The sequence below is a fragment of the Okeania sp. SIO2F5 genome (genome assembly GCF_010692685.1).
GTDB lineage: Bacteria > Cyanobacteriota > Cyanobacteriia > Cyanobacteriales > Microcoleaceae > Okeania > Okeania hirsuta.
The window spans coordinates 1-14,953 of record NZ_JAAHGU010000024.1; the positions used below are offsets into that span (position 1 = coordinate 1).

Genomic DNA, 14,953 nt, shown 5'->3' on the forward strand with positions numbered 1-14,953 from the left:
CTCCGTTTGCGGAGCATTCCGTCAGGAAACGAGCTTTTTCAGTATTATTATCAAAAGCAACTTTGAGATTACGTTTCAGAGTCATTTTCAAATATTCACTCGGTTCAACTAACTCGATATTAGGAAATAAATTAACCATATTAATACTAAGGTCAAAAGTAGCTTGAGCTTGATTAATAGTTTTTAAATGCTCCTTGAATCCCAAAATAATAATAACTAAATTATTAGCTGACCGGAATGGCGATCGCTCATTTATCTTTTTTTGTTTAGTAGGGGTTTTGTCTCCAAATTCTGACAATATTGAATTGTACCAATACTACTGGATTTGGTATGATATAGCTAATTTATTCTTACTTATGCTATGGTAGATAAATGTTTAGGAAATTTAGCTTTGAGTAGTAGAATTAGCAGTTAGAATATTGAAACAAGGGAGTTATCATCTGAAATGGACAATATTCCTTTATGTACAGTTGAAAATTTAGGACAACATCAAAAGTTAGGAGAAATTCTGACCAGGGTAAAGCAGGAATTTAAACAAATTTATCAAGATAATTTCATTAGTTTAATTTTATTTGGTTCTCAAGCAAGGGGTGACGCAAAACCTGACTCAGATATTGATGTTTTAGTAGTTTTAAAAGAAAATAATAATCTCGATAATAAGCATCAAAAAATCATTGAATTTATTTCCGATATATGTATCGAATATGGGATGTTAGTAAGTTGTGTTTATGTGAGTGAATCTCAATTTCAACAAGAGAAAAGTCCCTTATTATTGAATATTCATCAAGAAGGTATTTTCCTGTGAATATTGAACAACAACAATGATTACAAAAAGCTAGGGAGAGCTTACAAGCTGCTCAACTTTTAGTCGATCATAACTTGGCTGCTTTTGCTGCTGCGAGGGCTTACTATAGTATGTTTTATATTGCGGAGGCTTTTTTGTTAGGAGAAGGATTAACATTTTCTAGTCATTCTGCTGTTATCTCTGCTTTTGGTCGAGAATTTGCTAGGACAAAACGTTTGCCTGTAGAATATCATCGCTATTTAATTAATGCTCAAGAAAAACGTACAGAAGCAGATTATAATCTTAATCCTAATATTACAATAGAACAGACTCAATGCATTATTAATGAAGCTGAAGAAATGCTTGATTTTGCTCATAATAATATTGATTTAATTTAATAAAAAATCAGGTTATGTAGTTATGAATATCATCTTAAGTCCACAACAATAAAAGTTTATTCAATCCCAAATTGCCAAGGGAAAATATACCAATATTGAGGAAGTTATTGATTCGGCTTTAAAGCTATTAGAAAAACAAGATTATGAACAATGGCTTGATGAAACTCGCCCAAAAGTTCAGGTAGGTTTAGAACAATTAGAAAAGATTGTGTCTGACATAAAAATTATTGTTCCTTAGTTATTTATTAATTGATTTTTCAATTTCAGATAATCTCTGAGTTTAAGGTAACAGTCTACTGTAAAGCAGCAAGGATATCGTCTCTTTCTAAATCATCATAGTCTTCAAGAATTTCCTCAATAGTCATGCCACTACTCAGCAATTCTAGTATAAATTCTACGGGATAACGCAATCCCAGGAGGCAGGGTTTTCCGTGACAGATGTTTGGGTTAATAGTGATTCTTTCTAGGAGGTTTTTATTGATCATTTCTTCTATTGTTAGTTAGTTGAAACTATAAACCAAAAGCTCCTTCCTAGGAATGGGTATATTTGAGCATTACATAATAATATGACAATATAACACAAAAAAGGAGCTTACTTTGGCAGTAACTTTTAATTATCTCTCAATTTCTCAACAGAAAAACTATGTATAAAAAAAATAGGTAGACGATTTCGTAAAATCCCCTACCTAATAAAAAGTTTATCCCTGCATCCGCGACAAAATCCCTGTCTTGCTCCCCTAATTTCAACTTATAAATTTTTCTGTTTATTCTTAGCAAATTTCAATAATTCTTGAGCTTTTTGATAATAAGTTGTTCCTGGTTTCACATTCTCTAACTGATTAATAATAGATTGAATTGTACTAGCAAGTATACCCTGATTAGAATTATCATCAACAGCATACCTTTGCCAATCTGCTATCAAATTTTTAGCCTGTTTAAAAGCTTGCCCTGACTGTTTTTCTAACTGTAGTCGCATTTTCACATTAGCTAAATTAACTTGATATTCTGCTAATTTTGTCTGTGCTTCTAAATAACTAGGGTTATCTACTGATACTTTCTGCAATTGACTAATTGCTTGTTCCCATAAACTCGCTACCAGTTGCCATTGTTGTTCTGAATGGGGTGCATTTTGGGAAGCTTTAGCTGCTTCAAAACCAAATTTTTTCGCTACTTCCATTAGAGTGAAACTCCGCTTACTTCCCTCAGCTAAACTTGCCTCTTTTTTGAAATCTCGCTTAGTCGCTGCTAATTTAGGTTTCACCATTTTTCCAGCGAGAGTAGTTGGTGGAATTTGTTCTAACTTATCTATTGCTACTTGCCACTCAGCGATCGCCTGCTCTTTTTCTGTGGGAGTTGTCGCTTGCTGATACTGCTGTTTAGATATTTTAACTGTTTGCTCTGCCTCTTTTAACAATGTTTGAGCATTTTTTTCTTGAAACGCCTTTGCCTCAATTTGTCCTACCCTTTTTCTCGCCCTTTCAAATTCATCTAGAGTAAATCGCCAAGTACAACTAAAAAAGGTGCAATATCGTTGAGGATAATAACCTAAAAACCATACTGGTAAACCATCTAAGTGTTTTTGTGCTTCAGCAACTCTCTGCGTTCCCAAATTAATATCGGCGCTGGAAGTTGCTTTATTGATCAGTTGATCTGCTTGTTCCGTTTTAGCGATCGCCTCTCGGTAGTTACGATCCATGCTTATGTAGCTTGGTAACAATACCATCGGTGCTACTCTTGCCACTGGTCTCCGAACCATAGGAAAAGGTAAATTTGCTACCCAGACTAAACCTGCTACTCCGAGAGCAGCTAAACCTGCTAACTGAAATAAAATTACTTTTCCTGCGGGATGATTTTCCCTTGCTGCTTTTTTGAGAACTTTTTCGCTAAAGGTAGGATATTGGTCTACAATTAGTTCTCGTAATTCCTCTAATTTAGCAGGTTCGCCAGATTGCATCCGTAGTTTTTCCAATCGCTTCAGAACTATTTTCTGGCCTATTTCACCTGTGAGGTCTTCTTTTGATAATTTTTTGATTTCTTCACTTAATATTTCGTAAGCATAGTTATGGAGACGTGGCATATTTTAACCTCTAGATTATAATCATTTTTAGTTTAAGCGTAATTTTTTAATTAGTCATCAGCAAAACTATCAATATTTCTTGATAAATTTAGCAGCATAAAGTAAAAATATCTGTAAAAATACTGATTTATTTTGAAACAGAAGTTTGACTTTTGAACGCCTATCTATATAGACCTCTCCGAAAAAGAGAGAGTAGGAAGTAGGGAGTAGGGGGAAATAATTAATGATTTATGGACGATAATTGATTTGATTTTTAATTATCGGAGATGTCTATTAGGTAGAGAATTTTGGAAAATATTCTACCTAATATTTGGAATAAAAAACCTCATCCGTGCATCCGTGAAAAAATCCCTGTTTGCCTCTAATTTCAACTTATAAATTTTTCTGTTTATTCTTAGTAAATTTCAATAATTCTTGAGCTTCTTCATAATAAGTTGTTCCTGGTTGAACATTCTCTAACTGATTAATAATTTCCTGTAACTTACTAGCAAGTAAACCTCGATCAGAATTATCAACAGCATATTTGTGCCAATCTGCAATTAAATCTTTACCTCGCTTAAAAGCTGTTCCTGACTCCGTTTCTACTTGTAAACGCATTTTAGCTTCACTCAGTTTTACCTGATATTCTGCCAATTTAGTTTGTGCTGCTACATAACTTGGATTATCTACAGAGATTTTCTGTAATTGACTAATCGCCTGTTCCCATAAATTCACCGCTAGTTGCAATTTTTGTTCTGGATGGGGTTCACTTTCAGAAATTTTGCCTGCTTGCAAAACAAATTGTCTCGCTGCTTCAATTATCACATCACTGCGTTTACTACCATTAGCTAAACCCACCTCTGCTTGAAAATCTCGTTTAGTTGCTGCTAATTGTGGTTTTGCCATTTTTGCAGCAACAGTAGTAGGAGGAATTTGTGCTAACTTATCTATTCCAGTTTGCCAGTTAGCGATCGCCTCATTTTTTTCTGTTGAAGTTTCAGCTTCCAGATATTGTTGTTTAGCTGTAGCAATTGTTTGTTCTGCTTCTGTTAACAATGTTTGAGCATTCTTTTCTTGAAATATCTTTGCCTCCATTCGTCCTACCTGTTTTCTCGCTGTTTCAAATTCATCTAGTGTAAATTTCCAAGAACAACTAAAAAAGGTACAGTATCTTTGAGGATAATAACCTAAAAACCAAACTGGCAATTCATCCAGATGTTTTTGCGCCAAAGCAACTTTCTCAGCACCAAAATTAATATCTGCACTAGAAGTTGCTTTATTAATTAATTGGTCTGCTTGTTCAACATTAGCGATCGCCTCCCGATAATTGTAATCCATATTTATATAACTAGGAATCAAAACTATTGGTGCTATTCTAGACACAGGTTTACGAATCATTGGATAGGGTAAATTTGCCACCCAAACCATCCCTGCCATTCCCACTAATGCAGCAGGTATCCAGGCAATTTTACTCAACATTCCAGATGGTTTATTTGCTTTAGCTGCTTTCTGAATAACTGTCTCACTAAAATTAGGAAATTGGTCTTTTACTAAATAGCTTAACTCTGCTTCTTTTAGGGGTTCTCCTGATTGGAAAGTTAACTTATCCAATCTTTTCATTACTATATTTTTTCCCACTTCCCCAACTAAATCTTCTTTGGCACATCTGTCAATTTCTACCTCTAATAATTTATAAGCTCGGTCATATAAACGTGGCATATTTTTACCTCTAGATTTATTGCTTATATTATACTCGGATAATTTAGTGGAGCAACATATCTCAAACAGTGCAATGGTTCGTTATGACCGATTTTGAAACAATTCTGATAGCTTAAATTTTAACCCTCTAATGCATCCTAAAACAATAAACTTTTTAGCTATCTCAGTCCAGTAGATTGCCTTAAGGTAAAACTCAACAGATATAACATATTGTTGGGTTTCCTTTGTCAACCCAACCTACAAAGTTTCAATACTTTTTTATTATTGTCAGCATTAAGGAACAAGATAGAGGTGCAAGTAAAATTATGCAAGTAAAATTATTTATTATCCTTGCTTAATTGCTGAAGTTTTGTATCTAGGTACTGAAGCTATTTGTCGCGGTAAAAAGTTTCAAAATTATCGTCGTATTTATACTTTGAAAGAATATGTTTTGATTGATTCCCAAAAGATAATGGTTGAATGTTTTCGACTTAATCAAAATGTGATTTTAGAGCAATCAGTAGGTTGGGTTAAGCGACAGCGCAACCCAACACCAAGCTCAAATCTTTTGGGTTTCGGTTCCATGCTTCGCAACGCTAACGCGAACAACCCAACCTACAAAGTGTCAATAATCTTTTATTATAGGCATAAGAGCGAATTAATATAAATTTCGGTGTAAAATTATGGCTGCCAAAGATGTTTTTCATAATGCTGTCAAAAATGCCTTAATCAAAGAAAATTGGATTATTACTGACGATCCTCTTTTTTTAGAATTTGGTGGGGTTGATATGTATGTCGATCTGGGTGCGGAAAAACTTGTTGGTGCAGAAAAAGATGGAAAAAAAATTGCTGTAGAAATTAAAAGTTTTATTCAAAAATCAATAACTTATGAATTTCATACGGCATTAGGTCAGTATTTGAATTACCGTTTTATTCTTGACCAAAAAGATCCGAAGCGAATTTTATATTTAGCCGTTTCTGAAGATATTACGTTTTTTTAGGTTACTATTTACTTAAGGATTCATTGCAGAACAACGCCTTAAATTAATTATTTATAATGTAGAGCAGGAGGTAATTATAGAATGGAAAAATTAGAAAAATACAGAAATTATGTTGAGCAAATAATTAAAGAATACGGACAATATAAACCATCTTATGGAGAGGTAGAAGTACAAACAATTTTTGACCGGGAACGAGACCATTATCAACTTTTAAATGTCGGTTGGGATGGGAATGAAAGAATACGAGGTTGTGTTTTACAAATAGATATTAAAAATGAAAAAATCTGGATACAACATGATGGTACAGAAATTGGTATTGCTGGTGAATTAGTAGATTTAGGAGTTCCATCATCAGATATTGTTCTGGCTTTTCATGCGCCTTATAAACGAAAATATACAGGTTTTGCTGTGGAGTAAATTAAGGAATTCAAAAGTCAAAAATCAAAAGTTAAAAGTAAGATTTTTTCAGGGAAATTAAAAGTTAAAAGTAAGGTTTTATAGCCATAATAAATGATTCGTGAAAAAAAACTGTAGGGGTTTGGTCTCCAAAAGCATTTACTTTTTTCTACAAGTCTTTGCTGAGAATATCTAAGTACAATTTTAAGATTTTGTACAAATTTAAGACTTTTTCTTTTATTTCTTTGTCTGAATTTATTTCTCTGATTAAGAAATTTTTGTGCTCTTTCTTCTGCTTTGTTTTCAAACTAGGTATTTCCGCAATCCATAAACACGGCAGCACACCCTCTAATTCCAAGTTAAGGTCATTGTATAATAACCACTCCCCCTGCTTTCGCCAACCCAAACTTTCGCACAAATTATTCAAAACCTCTATTTCCGAGTCTTTTGTCTTATCCTGATTACGGTAAATTTTCTTTTTCTTTTGAACACTGAAGCCAAATTTACCCCCGCTATATTTTACCCAAAGTTGATCTATAGCACGAAGGTTATCAGAAGATAAGTTTTCAATGGCTTTTGAGTATTGTGAGTATTCAAAGTCGCTTAATCTTAAGCGCAATAATAGCAATAATAGAGATATAATTACTGTTCCTACCAATACTCCTGCAAATACCTGTAGTAGTTCTATTGATACTATTACTCCTACTCCTCCGAATCCTATTACAAATCCATATACTGTCCCTGCTAATATTCCTGAAGGGAGAGGTTCACTAAATTCCACTTCCATTTTTGATTTTTTTACTCGTTTTACTCCCTCTGCTTTTTCTATTACTTTTAGTAATACTCTAAAAACTACTATTAACACTGATACTAATACTAAAAATTCTAATGCTCCTGTCCTTGTCAACACTGTTGCTGCTATTACTGTTCCTACTAAAGCTCCTGTCACAAACCCTACTATCATTTCTATCCAAAATACTGATAAGTATTTTTTAATTTTATTAGCTTGAAGTATCAGATCGAAAGTTTCATCATTAGCTTCTTTCCACTTCTCTGCTGCTAATAACTGACGAAGTTTGAAATATTTAGGAGATATCCCTTCTGGTAAAACTTGCAGTAGTTTTTTAACCGCTCCATTTTCAAAAATATAATCATTATTATTCGATTTCATTTTAGAGCAAAGTAACTGTTGAATTTTTGGGTAATTATTAATCCAATAATTTGCATTTCCTTTATCCTTTAATGGCATTATAGAGTTATTTGATTCAGGAGATTGATCGATAGCAGATTTTTCTAACTCAGCAAGTAGTTGATTGTTATTTTTAAGTTCAACAAGAAGACGGGGGTATTTGAGTGTCAGTGCAGTAAACTTACCCATCTGTTCTATGGTTATAGTTTGCCTCTCAGCAAAAGTAACTCCAATAGAATAATAAGCAATATAAGTTTTTAATGTCAGGGCATTAACATATTGTTTTAAACGACGGGGGTTATTATCAAAAAAAGGAGCAACTATTTCAATCAGGTTAGCAAGATTTTCTGGTTCTAAATCTTTTTCAATAACTGGAAAAATAGGTAATTCTGGATAGGAAAGCTCTGTTTCTTCAAATTCTGAGTTTTGTTCTAAAATTGGAGATTCTCTTACTTCTGATTCTGCCTCTTTTTTTGGTGAGAATAATCTGTTAAAATTTTTGGTAATAAAACTATGAGGAATTCCAAAAAAGTATTTTTCTTCATCACTCTCTATTTTTATCTGACTTCCAGATACTTTTTCCAAAAAATTATTTAACGTATCTGGAGAAGATTCAGGAACAGAGAATGATAATTGCACAAACTTTTCCAGAAAACTAAAACCATAGTCTACTTGTTTGATAGACCTATCATTTCTATTTTCCCACTTTTGATTTTCTTGAGCAATTGAAGCTAGAAAAGGAATCACATCTTTTTGTTTAAAAGTTATCGAAGCTGCCACCTTTTCCCGATCCATTCCCAAAATAAAAATCAAATTTGGGTCATCAGAAATCATCATATTTATACCTTGTAATAGATCCGCAGCTTTACCCAACTCACAACGGTCAAGGTCATCAATAAAAACATAAATTTTCTCATCTTTACCTACATAAGCACTAACAATTTTAGAGAAATCTTCGTGAAATTCTTCAATAAAAGCAGCTTCCTTTTTATAATCAGGAGACTCAAGATATTGAGTTAAATCCATTTTATCGTCACCAATTAAATCTCTTATTATTCCCAAAAGTTTTCCAATTGCAGCAACTGAACCTCCTGTCAAGCCTAAAAACGCCGATATGCTTAAAAGTAGATTATTTAAACCTTCATTATTGGTTGATTCCGATTCTTGATTGTCATTTTTATTTTTCTCACTCTGGTTTTTTTGACCCTCTAAATTTTTATTTTTATCTTCTTCCTTTGAATCTGTATTAACAAGTTATGCCAAAGTTTCAGACAACTGAGGAATTCTCTCAACGCCAACTTTCCAATACACAAATGGAATAGCTAGAATAATACTAAAAATTACAGAACTTATCGCTAAGGTCTGAATAGCTTTAAACGGTTTATCTTGAAAATCAAAACGATTCCTGAGTAGCTGAAACCGACTGTATAAATTATAGAAAAAATCAGGAATATTGCGATTTTTAGATAATTGTTCTAAAAAAGAAAGAGCAAAAGTCGCCCAAAGTGACTCAGATTTTTCATGTCGCCAAGCATTAAACCAAACAGTTTGAGTTTTTTGCTTTAATCCTAATCTGAAAAACTTCCAAATATTTGATAGATTCGTGAAAATAATCTGGTCTTCTTTAATTTTCTGCCAAACCTCTACTAAATCTTTTTTATCTAATTCTTCAGACTTCTTGAGAATCTCCTTTTCCAACTGTTTCATAAAAGAAGATTTACCACTACCCCATTCACCTTCGATAGAAATAGTCAGTGGAGGTTTTGTATTTTCATTAGTTAAAAATTCTGCCATAGCTATTACATAAGGAGTAAAACCAAGTTCATCTTTTGTTGCTGCTTGGTCTCCAATAGTAATAATTTTGTTGGATTTATCTGTAGATTTTGTCATAATTGATAAGTCAAAATTCAAGAGTCAAAAGTCAAAAGTGAGATTTTTTAGGATCAAAACTAAAAGGTACAAAAGTTATGTAGTTCAGACTAATTCATCCTATACAAAAAAAGATTTAGGCGTTAGCGGAGCTTGGCGTTAGTCAATGCCATTTGCTTCGCATAACTATCGTTAACACCTCTACATATGGCGTTTTCAACGTTAATTTGTGTAAGTCCCGTTATAATTATCAATAATAACTAAGTGCTTACATTCAGTTTTTCCCGTAACGAGTAAATTGACGCTTAAAAGCAGAATGAAAACCGATAACTATATCTGAAGTAGGTACACCCATCTGCTCTAATTTCTCAGCAACAGATTCTTCCGTACCATTATATTGAATCCAAATTTTGCCATCTATAATATCAAAGTGCATCACAGGACCAAATACTCGTTTATCCCCTTGCCAACCTACATAAGCTAATTGATAATGGTCACGTTCTGTATCAAATATTAATTCATCTTTTACTGTATTATTGGTATTTGCTATTTCTGCGTGTGAACTCAAAATTTCCTGAACAAATTGTCGATATTGTTCTAATTTATCCATTGAGATATCACCTCCAATTCAGGATTAAAAATAATCAGTTTAACTTGATAACGTTTAAGAGAACGTTGGATAAAAGGAAGCTGAAAAAAATCTTGATAAGTTTCTACAGGAATAGCTAAATAAACAATTCGGTCTGCTTCTTGTTCTTCAAGTGCTTGACAATAGTTAAGATATTGTCCCAATGCAGTATGAAATGAACTAATATCTGAGTCTGCAATAAAGCTTTTAATTTCTACAGCAATTTTTTCAGAACCTCTTTCTGCTGCAATAGCATTTTCTGCTGCCAAATCTATTTGTAATTTGATCGCTTCACTAATCCGAATTGTAAAATGATCGTGGGTGATATTCCATCCATCCTTGATTAAAGCATTTTAAACCTGTTGATGGAAAATGTCTTTAGCCATTGTCAAGAATTTAGAATTTAGAATGCGCGAATTTAGAATTACCTCTTCTTATAAATAAGAGGATTGGATCAAAGGATTTTTTTTCTTCTCTTGGTCGATTGGATATGGCGAGGAAACCTCGCCATCCCACCCTACGGGAAGCTACGCTAACGACCGCTTTTTTCTCCATTCATGGAGATGCTTTATACCTGAATTTTTCGGTAAATAATTTTTATAATAGACATCTCCTCCAAAAGAGGGAATAGGGAATAGAAAATAGGGAACAGGGAACAGGAAAGAATAATTAATAATTTTTGGATAATGATTGATTTTATTTTTGATTTTTGGAGATGTCTAATAAAGGAAAAAGGAGTAAATATATAGCAATCCGCGCAACAGAAATCTACTCCTGTCTCCTGACTCCTTCTTCTAAACATATCGCGTTAAATTCACTCGATAACGTTCTTTTTTCGTAATCGCAATATCCCCTACTTCTAACCTTCCTTTTCCTCGAATAGCAATTAAATCTCCAGTTTTCACAGTATAACTTGCCTGACTAATTTCTTTCCAATTTACCCGCACATCTCCCCCCTCAATAAAATTAACCATTTTACTGCGAGACATTCCAAAACCAGCAGAAGCAACTGCATCTAATCTCATGGAAGCTTCCACAGTTGTTAACTCTTTCTTTTTTGGTTCTCTTATTCTTAAATCACTCAATTCTAGAGGTTTAACTTTAACAGGAACAGACCGAACTTGTTGCAGATTCATTTCTAAATACTCCACCAATTCAGGCACTACTATTACCTGAGCGCCACGTTCTCCCAAAACAATAATATCCCCAGTTTTTTCTCTGACAATTCCCGTACCTAACATGGAACCAAGAAAATCTCGGTGAGTAGCAGTATCAAACAGAAAATTTCCCTCAATATTAATCGCTGTTAATTCTACACTCGAAGTATCAATAGGCAAATCTGAACGAGCGATCGCTAATCTTTTTCGTTCCGCTTGAGGATAACCACCCCAGGAAACTAATTCTACTTCTGTCAACTTTTGAAAAATTGCTTCCGACTCAAATATTTCTGGCGGTGATAAAAAATCACTCTGAGTAATTTCCCAAGTTCTGATAGCTTGTTCTGCTAGATCGATGATGCGAGTGATAGTTTCGCGATTTTCAATTCCTTTGAGAAGTTCTTCTTTTGGTAACATAATTTTTTTGCTGAATAAATTTATTTCACAGGAGTCAGGAGTCAGGAGTCAGGAGTCAGGAACAATGAGAGTGATAATTACAGCAGATTCGGTCGTATATGAGGTACAAATATTAATGTTTGCTAACACAAAACTTTCCTACGAAATACTCCGCAAACGCTAATATATGTCTGTAGTGCGGGCAAAATGCCCGCGACCGGATTTGATATAACCCGATTTCAAATAAGAAGGAATTAAGTAATCAGAACTTACGCAGGGACTCTATATATAGCAAGGGCGTTAGCGGAGCTTTGCGTTAGCAAATGCCATTCGCCCTTACCGAAAAACTTCCTTCTTCTTCCCTCCTGACTCCTGACTCCTGACTCCTAATTTGCAGTATATCCTTGAATATTTTCTGGTTTAAACTGATATAAAGTACGAGTTGCTAGACGAATCAGAGCTTCTGAACCCTCAACAACAATCAAATACTTACCAGCATTAAGGCGGTTACGATAGGGAACAGCATCACCACCACCAAAAATTAGACCCACTCCACCACCAACAAAAGTTCCACCCATTGCACCAGAAATAGCTCCCAATATACCACCAATAAAATGATTACCAAATTCCCCTGCCCAGGCAAAAGTATTCAATCCCGTAATCAAACTAAAAGTAACACCAGCAGCAAAACCAAAAGGTGCAAGCCAAGTAACCATTTGTTTTGCTTGTTTACGGGCCTGCTCATTAGGATCGATTAGGCCATATTCATCAGCAGTTTTATAGCCCCGGCCCAATATTGCCACTTGCTTCATTGGCAAGTCTTGTTTTTCCAAAGCAGAATAGGCAGCTTCAGCTTGAATGCGGTCTGGTAATACAGCAACGAGATAATTCATAAAATTTGGTCAAGGCAATCTAAAATATTTCTGACAATCAATAAAATTATAGGCCCATACTGGTACTCTGAAGGTAAGGTTCAGTCAGCAGTTAATGTTTTTGCTAAATAAACATTATTAATTACAATTTATAGTCTGACAAAATATCCTGCTGTTTGAGAAACTCAAAAATCAAACTGAAGCGAAAGTTTCAGTAAGTCAAACAGTCAAATAACTTAATTATTCAACTAATTTCCTATGCCAAAAGTTCTTGTATCCGATTCAATAGATAAAACTGGAATTGATATTATCTCCCAAGTAGCTCAGGTAGATGTCAAAACAGGTCTACCCGAAGAAGAATTGGTCAAAATTATACCAGAATATGATGCTTTAATGATTCGCTCTGGTACTAAAGTTACTAAAGAAATTATTGAAGCTGCTACTCAACTAAAAATTATTGGTCGTGCTGGAGTAGGGGTAGACAACGTAGATGTAACAGCAGCAACCCGCAAAGGTATTGTAGTTGTTAATTCCCCAGAAGGAAATACAATTGCCGCAGCAGAACACGCTCTTGCCATGATGTTATCTATGTCTCGCCACGTTCCAGAAGCTAACCAGTCAGTTGTTAGTGGTAAGTGGGACCGTAAAAAGTTTATTGGGGTAGAGGTCTACAAAAAAACTCTTGGTGTTGTTGGTCTGGGTAAAATTGGTTCCCATGTAGCTAAAGTGGCGAAAGCTATGGGTATGAAAATTCTAGCCTACGATCCATTTATCTCTAAAGAAAGGGCAGACCAATTGGGTTGTAATTTGGTAGATATGGATTTATTAGTCCAAGAGTCGGACTACATTACTCTCCACATACCCAAAACTGATGAAACTTATCATTCTATTAATGCTGAAACTTTCGCAAAAATGAAGCCCACAGCTCGTATTATTAATTGTGCTAGAGGTGGCATTATTGATGAAGCTGCTTTAGCTGAAGCTTTAAAAGAAGGTAAAATTGCTGGTGCTGCTATAGATGTGTATGAAAATGAACCTCTAGAAGCTGAGTCCCCACTACGAGAGCTAGGACAAAAAATTGTGATGACTCCTCACCTGGGAGCTTCTACTGCTGAAGCTCAGGTGAATGTGGCAATAGATGTTGCGGAACAGATTCGAGATGTGTTGTTGGGGTTACCTGCTAGATCGGCAGTGAATATCCCTGGTATGTATCCAGATACATTAGAAAAACTTAAGCCCTATTTGTTATTGGCTGAAACTCTTGGTAATTTAGTTAGTCAATTGGCAGGTGGACGAATTGATTTTCTGAATGTCCGTCTTCAAGGAGATTTGGCCACTGGGGATAGTAAACCAGTAGTAGTGGCAGCTCTCAAAGGTTTACTCTCTCAAGCTCTGCGAGAGCGTGTAAACTATGTAAATGCTTCAATTGAAGCTAAGGAAAGAGGTATTCGAGTAGTGGAAACTAAGGATGCTTCAGTCCGGGACTATACTGGTTCGTTAGAGTTGGAAGCAAAGGGTTCTCTGGGTGACCATATCGTTAGAGGTGCTTTACTTGGAGAAGATGAGATTCGGATTACTAATATTGATGGATTTCCAATTAATGTCCCCCCAAGTCCTTATATGTTATTGACTCTACACCGAGATATGCCCGGAATTATTGGTAAAATTGGTTCACTTTTGGGTAGTTTTAATGTGAATATTGCCAGTATGCAGGTGGGTCGTAAAATTGTTCGGGGTGATGCGGTTATGGTATTAAGTATTGATGACTTATTGCCGGAAGGAATTTTAACTGAAATTCTCAAAGAACCAGGAATTAGGGATGCTTATACAGTTGCTCTTTAATAGACATCTCTAGAAAATAGGGAGTAGGGAGTAGGGAGTAGGGGGAAATAATTGATGATTCATGTACGATAATTGATTTTATTTTTGATTATTTGGATATGTCTAATAGGTAATAGGTCATTTCAGTTATCTCTTAGCCTCCTCCAGAGCAACTGCGTTAACAGTTAGCCTCCTCCGGAGGAGCTACGCTAACAGTACCTCTGCAATAAGGAGGCAAGAAAATACGGAATTCTCTTTTTTTTATCCCCTTAAAAGGGGAGGCTTTAGACCACGATTTTTCGGTTATAGGTTATAGGTAAGAGTAATATCTCAAAAAGCTGTTGTAGGTTATATACTCTATTATGAATTATGACAAAATTTACCGAATAATTAAGGTTTAAAGCCTCTCCTTTAAAGGACAAAAAAAGCGGTCGTTTTGCTGGCGCACAACGCACGTTAACGGCAGTCGCCGACATGTTTGCGCAGCATTCCGAAGGAAAAAGTGCAGCTTACCGTAGGGTGGGATGGATGGGTTCCCTAACCATATCCAATAGACCAAGGGAAGAAAAAATTTTCACGCTCCGCGTCAATCCTCTTCTTTTCAAGGATAGATAATAATTAATCATTAATAATTAATGATTAATTGTTGAACCTACGACCTATGACCTAAGACATAAGACCTACGACC

16 protein-coding genes and 2 pseudogenes are annotated in these 14,953 nt (G+C 34.8%); 8 read left to right on the forward strand and 10 right to left on the reverse strand.

Going from position 1 to position 14,953, the window contains the following annotated elements:
• Positions 1–298: pseudogene (locus F6K27_RS11295) on the reverse strand (hypothetical protein); the annotation flags it as partial.
• A gap of 147 nt (positions 299–445) precedes the next feature.
• Between F6K27_RS11295 and F6K27_RS11300 the strand changes: the two are divergent.
• The 3 genes and pseudogenes from F6K27_RS11300 to F6K27_RS33615 all read left to right on the forward strand — a co-directional run bounded on the left by F6K27_RS11300 (position 446) and on the right by F6K27_RS33615 (position 1,420).
• Positions 446–805: a nucleotidyltransferase domain-containing protein gene (locus tag F6K27_RS11300; protein ID WP_124154447.1), complete on the forward strand. Its 360-nt coding sequence runs from the start codon at positions 446–448 to the stop codon at positions 803–805.
• Positions 806–837: 32 nt separating this feature from the next.
• Positions 838–1,182 (forward strand): annotated as a pseudogene (locus F6K27_RS11305) (HEPN domain-containing protein); the annotation flags it as partial.
• A gap of 58 nt (positions 1,183–1,240) precedes the next feature.
• Positions 1,241–1,420: a type II toxin-antitoxin system ParD family antitoxin gene (locus F6K27_RS33615; protein WP_353735970.1), complete on the forward strand. Its 180-nt coding sequence runs from the start codon at positions 1,241–1,243 to the stop codon at positions 1,418–1,420.
• Positions 1,421–1,475: 55 nt separating this feature from the next.
• Here the strand turns inward: F6K27_RS33615 and F6K27_RS11310 are convergent, their stop codons facing one another.
• The 3 genes from F6K27_RS11310 to F6K27_RS11320 all read right to left on the reverse strand — a co-directional run bounded on the left by F6K27_RS11310 (position 1,476) and on the right by F6K27_RS11320 (position 4,957).
• Positions 1,476–1,667 carry a DUF433 domain-containing protein gene (locus F6K27_RS11310; RefSeq protein ID WP_375339374.1) on the reverse strand — a complete coding sequence of 64 codons (192 nt, stop codon included), beginning with the start codon at positions 1,665–1,667 and terminating at the stop codon, positions 1,476–1,478.
• Positions 1,668–1,930: 263 nt separating this feature from the next.
• Positions 1,931–3,259 carry a hypothetical protein gene (locus F6K27_RS11315; RefSeq protein WP_287275176.1) on the reverse strand — a complete coding sequence of 443 codons (1,329 nt, stop codon included), beginning with the start codon at positions 3,257–3,259 and terminating at the stop codon, positions 1,931–1,933.
• 372 nt (positions 3,260–3,631) lie between these two features.
• On the reverse strand, positions 3,632–4,957 hold the full coding sequence (locus F6K27_RS11320) for a hypothetical protein (protein ID WP_287275174.1): 1,326 nt from the start codon (positions 4,955–4,957) through the stop codon (positions 3,632–3,634).
• Positions 4,958–5,294: 337 nt separating this feature from the next.
• On the opposite strand from F6K27_RS11320, the gene F6K27_RS11325 reads away from it, so the two are divergent.
• The 3 genes from F6K27_RS11325 (at position 5,295) to F6K27_RS11335 (ending at position 6,354) form a co-directional block, all read left to right on the forward strand.
• Entirely contained in the window at positions 5,295–5,603 is a 309-nt protein-coding gene (locus F6K27_RS11325; RefSeq protein ID WP_353735971.1) for a Uma2 family endonuclease, read from the forward strand.
• 16 nt (positions 5,604–5,619) lie between these two features.
• The gene (locus tag F6K27_RS11330) at positions 5,620–5,937 is read left to right on the forward strand and encodes a XisH family protein (RefSeq protein ID WP_353735171.1); all 318 of its coding nucleotides are present in this window, start codon (positions 5,620–5,622) and stop codon (positions 5,935–5,937) included.
• Positions 5,938–6,018: 81 nt separating this feature from the next.
• On the forward strand, positions 6,019–6,354 hold the full coding sequence (locus F6K27_RS11335; RefSeq protein ID WP_287275172.1) for a XisI protein: 336 nt from the start codon (positions 6,019–6,021) through the stop codon (positions 6,352–6,354).
• Positions 6,355–6,502: 148 nt separating this feature from the next.
• Here the strand turns inward: F6K27_RS11335 and F6K27_RS11340 are convergent, their stop codons facing one another.
• From F6K27_RS11340 to F6K27_RS11360, 5 genes are all read right to left on the reverse strand, one after another.
• Positions 6,503–8,584 carry a GUN4 domain-containing protein gene (locus tag F6K27_RS11340; RefSeq protein ID WP_287275170.1) on the reverse strand — a complete coding sequence of 694 codons (2,082 nt, stop codon included), beginning with the start codon at positions 8,582–8,584 and terminating at the stop codon, positions 6,503–6,505.
• Positions 8,585–8,776: 192 nt separating this feature from the next.
• On the reverse strand, positions 8,777–9,412 hold the full coding sequence (locus F6K27_RS11345) for a P-loop NTPase fold protein (RefSeq protein WP_287275169.1): 636 nt from the start codon (positions 9,410–9,412) through the stop codon (positions 8,777–8,779).
• A gap of 253 nt (positions 9,413–9,665) precedes the next feature.
• On the reverse strand, positions 9,666–10,001 hold the full coding sequence (locus F6K27_RS11350; protein WP_287275168.1) for a XisI protein: 336 nt from the start codon (positions 9,999–10,001) through the stop codon (positions 9,666–9,668).
• Entirely contained in the window at positions 9,989–10,363 is a 375-nt protein-coding gene (locus tag F6K27_RS11355; protein ID WP_287275180.1) for an element excision factor XisH family protein, read from the reverse strand. Before F6K27_RS11355 ends, F6K27_RS11350 begins: the two co-directional genes overlap by 13 nt.
• A 450-nt stretch (positions 10,364–10,813) precedes the next feature.
• Complete coding sequence (locus F6K27_RS11360; protein WP_287275167.1) at positions 10,814–11,593, reverse strand: photosystem II S4 domain protein; 780 nt, start codon at positions 11,591–11,593, stop codon at positions 10,814–10,816.
• Between the two features lie 7 nt (positions 11,594–11,600).
• Here F6K27_RS11360 and F6K27_RS11365 point away from each other — a divergent pair, with 7 nt between their 5' ends.
• A complete protein-coding gene (locus F6K27_RS11365; RefSeq protein WP_161564317.1) occupies positions 11,601–11,756 on the forward strand; it encodes a hypothetical protein in 156 nt (51 codons plus the stop codon).
• A 202-nt stretch (positions 11,757–11,958) separates the two neighbouring features.
• On the opposite strand, the gene F6K27_RS11370 is transcribed toward F6K27_RS11365, so the two are convergent.
• Positions 11,959–12,465: a hypothetical protein gene (locus tag F6K27_RS11370; RefSeq protein WP_287275166.1), complete on the reverse strand. Its 507-nt coding sequence runs from the start codon at positions 12,463–12,465 to the stop codon at positions 11,959–11,961.
• Between the two features lie 237 nt (positions 12,466–12,702).
• Here F6K27_RS11370 and serA point away from each other — a divergent pair, with 237 nt between their 5' ends.
• Positions 12,703–14,286, forward strand: coding sequence for a phosphoglycerate dehydrogenase (serA, locus tag F6K27_RS11375; RefSeq protein ID WP_287275165.1), 1,584 nt, complete (start codon positions 12,703–12,705; stop codon positions 14,284–14,286).
• Positions 14,287–14,953 lie beyond the last annotated feature (667 nt).

Coding starts and splice junctions, on each gene's coding strand:
- F6K27_RS11360 (WP_287275167.1), bottom strand. CDS start 11,593: ATGTTACCAAAAGAAGAACTTCTCAAAGGAATTGAAAATCGCGAAACT.
- F6K27_RS11370 (WP_287275166.1), bottom strand. CDS start 12,465: ATGAATTATCTCGTTGCTGTATTACCAGACCGCATTCAAGCTGAAGCT.
- serA (WP_287275165.1), top strand. CDS start 12,703: ATGCCAAAAGTTCTTGTATCCGATTCAATAGATAAAACTGGAATTGAT.
- F6K27_RS11350 (WP_287275168.1), bottom strand. CDS start 10,001: ATGGATAAATTAGAACAATATCGACAATTTGTTCAGGAAATTTTGAGT.
- F6K27_RS11320 (WP_287275174.1), bottom strand. CDS start 4,957: ATGCCACGTTTATATGACCGAGCTTATAAATTATTAGAGGTAGAAATT.
- F6K27_RS11300 (WP_124154447.1), top strand. CDS start 446: ATGGACAATATTCCTTTATGTACAGTTGAAAATTTAGGACAACATCAA.
- F6K27_RS11335 (WP_287275172.1), top strand. CDS start 6,019: ATGGAAAAATTAGAAAAATACAGAAATTATGTTGAGCAAATAATTAAA.
- F6K27_RS11315 (WP_287275176.1), bottom strand. CDS start 3,259: ATGCCACGTCTCCATAACTATGCTTACGAAATATTAAGTGAAGAAATC.
- F6K27_RS11310 (WP_375339374.1), bottom strand. CDS start 1,667: ATGATCAATAAAAACCTCCTAGAAAGAATCACTATTAACCCAAACATC.
- F6K27_RS11345 (WP_287275169.1), bottom strand. CDS start 9,412: ATGACAAAATCTACAGATAAATCCAACAAAATTATTACTATTGGAGAC.
- F6K27_RS11330 (WP_353735171.1), top strand. CDS start 5,620: ATGGCTGCCAAAGATGTTTTTCATAATGCTGTCAAAAATGCCTTAATC.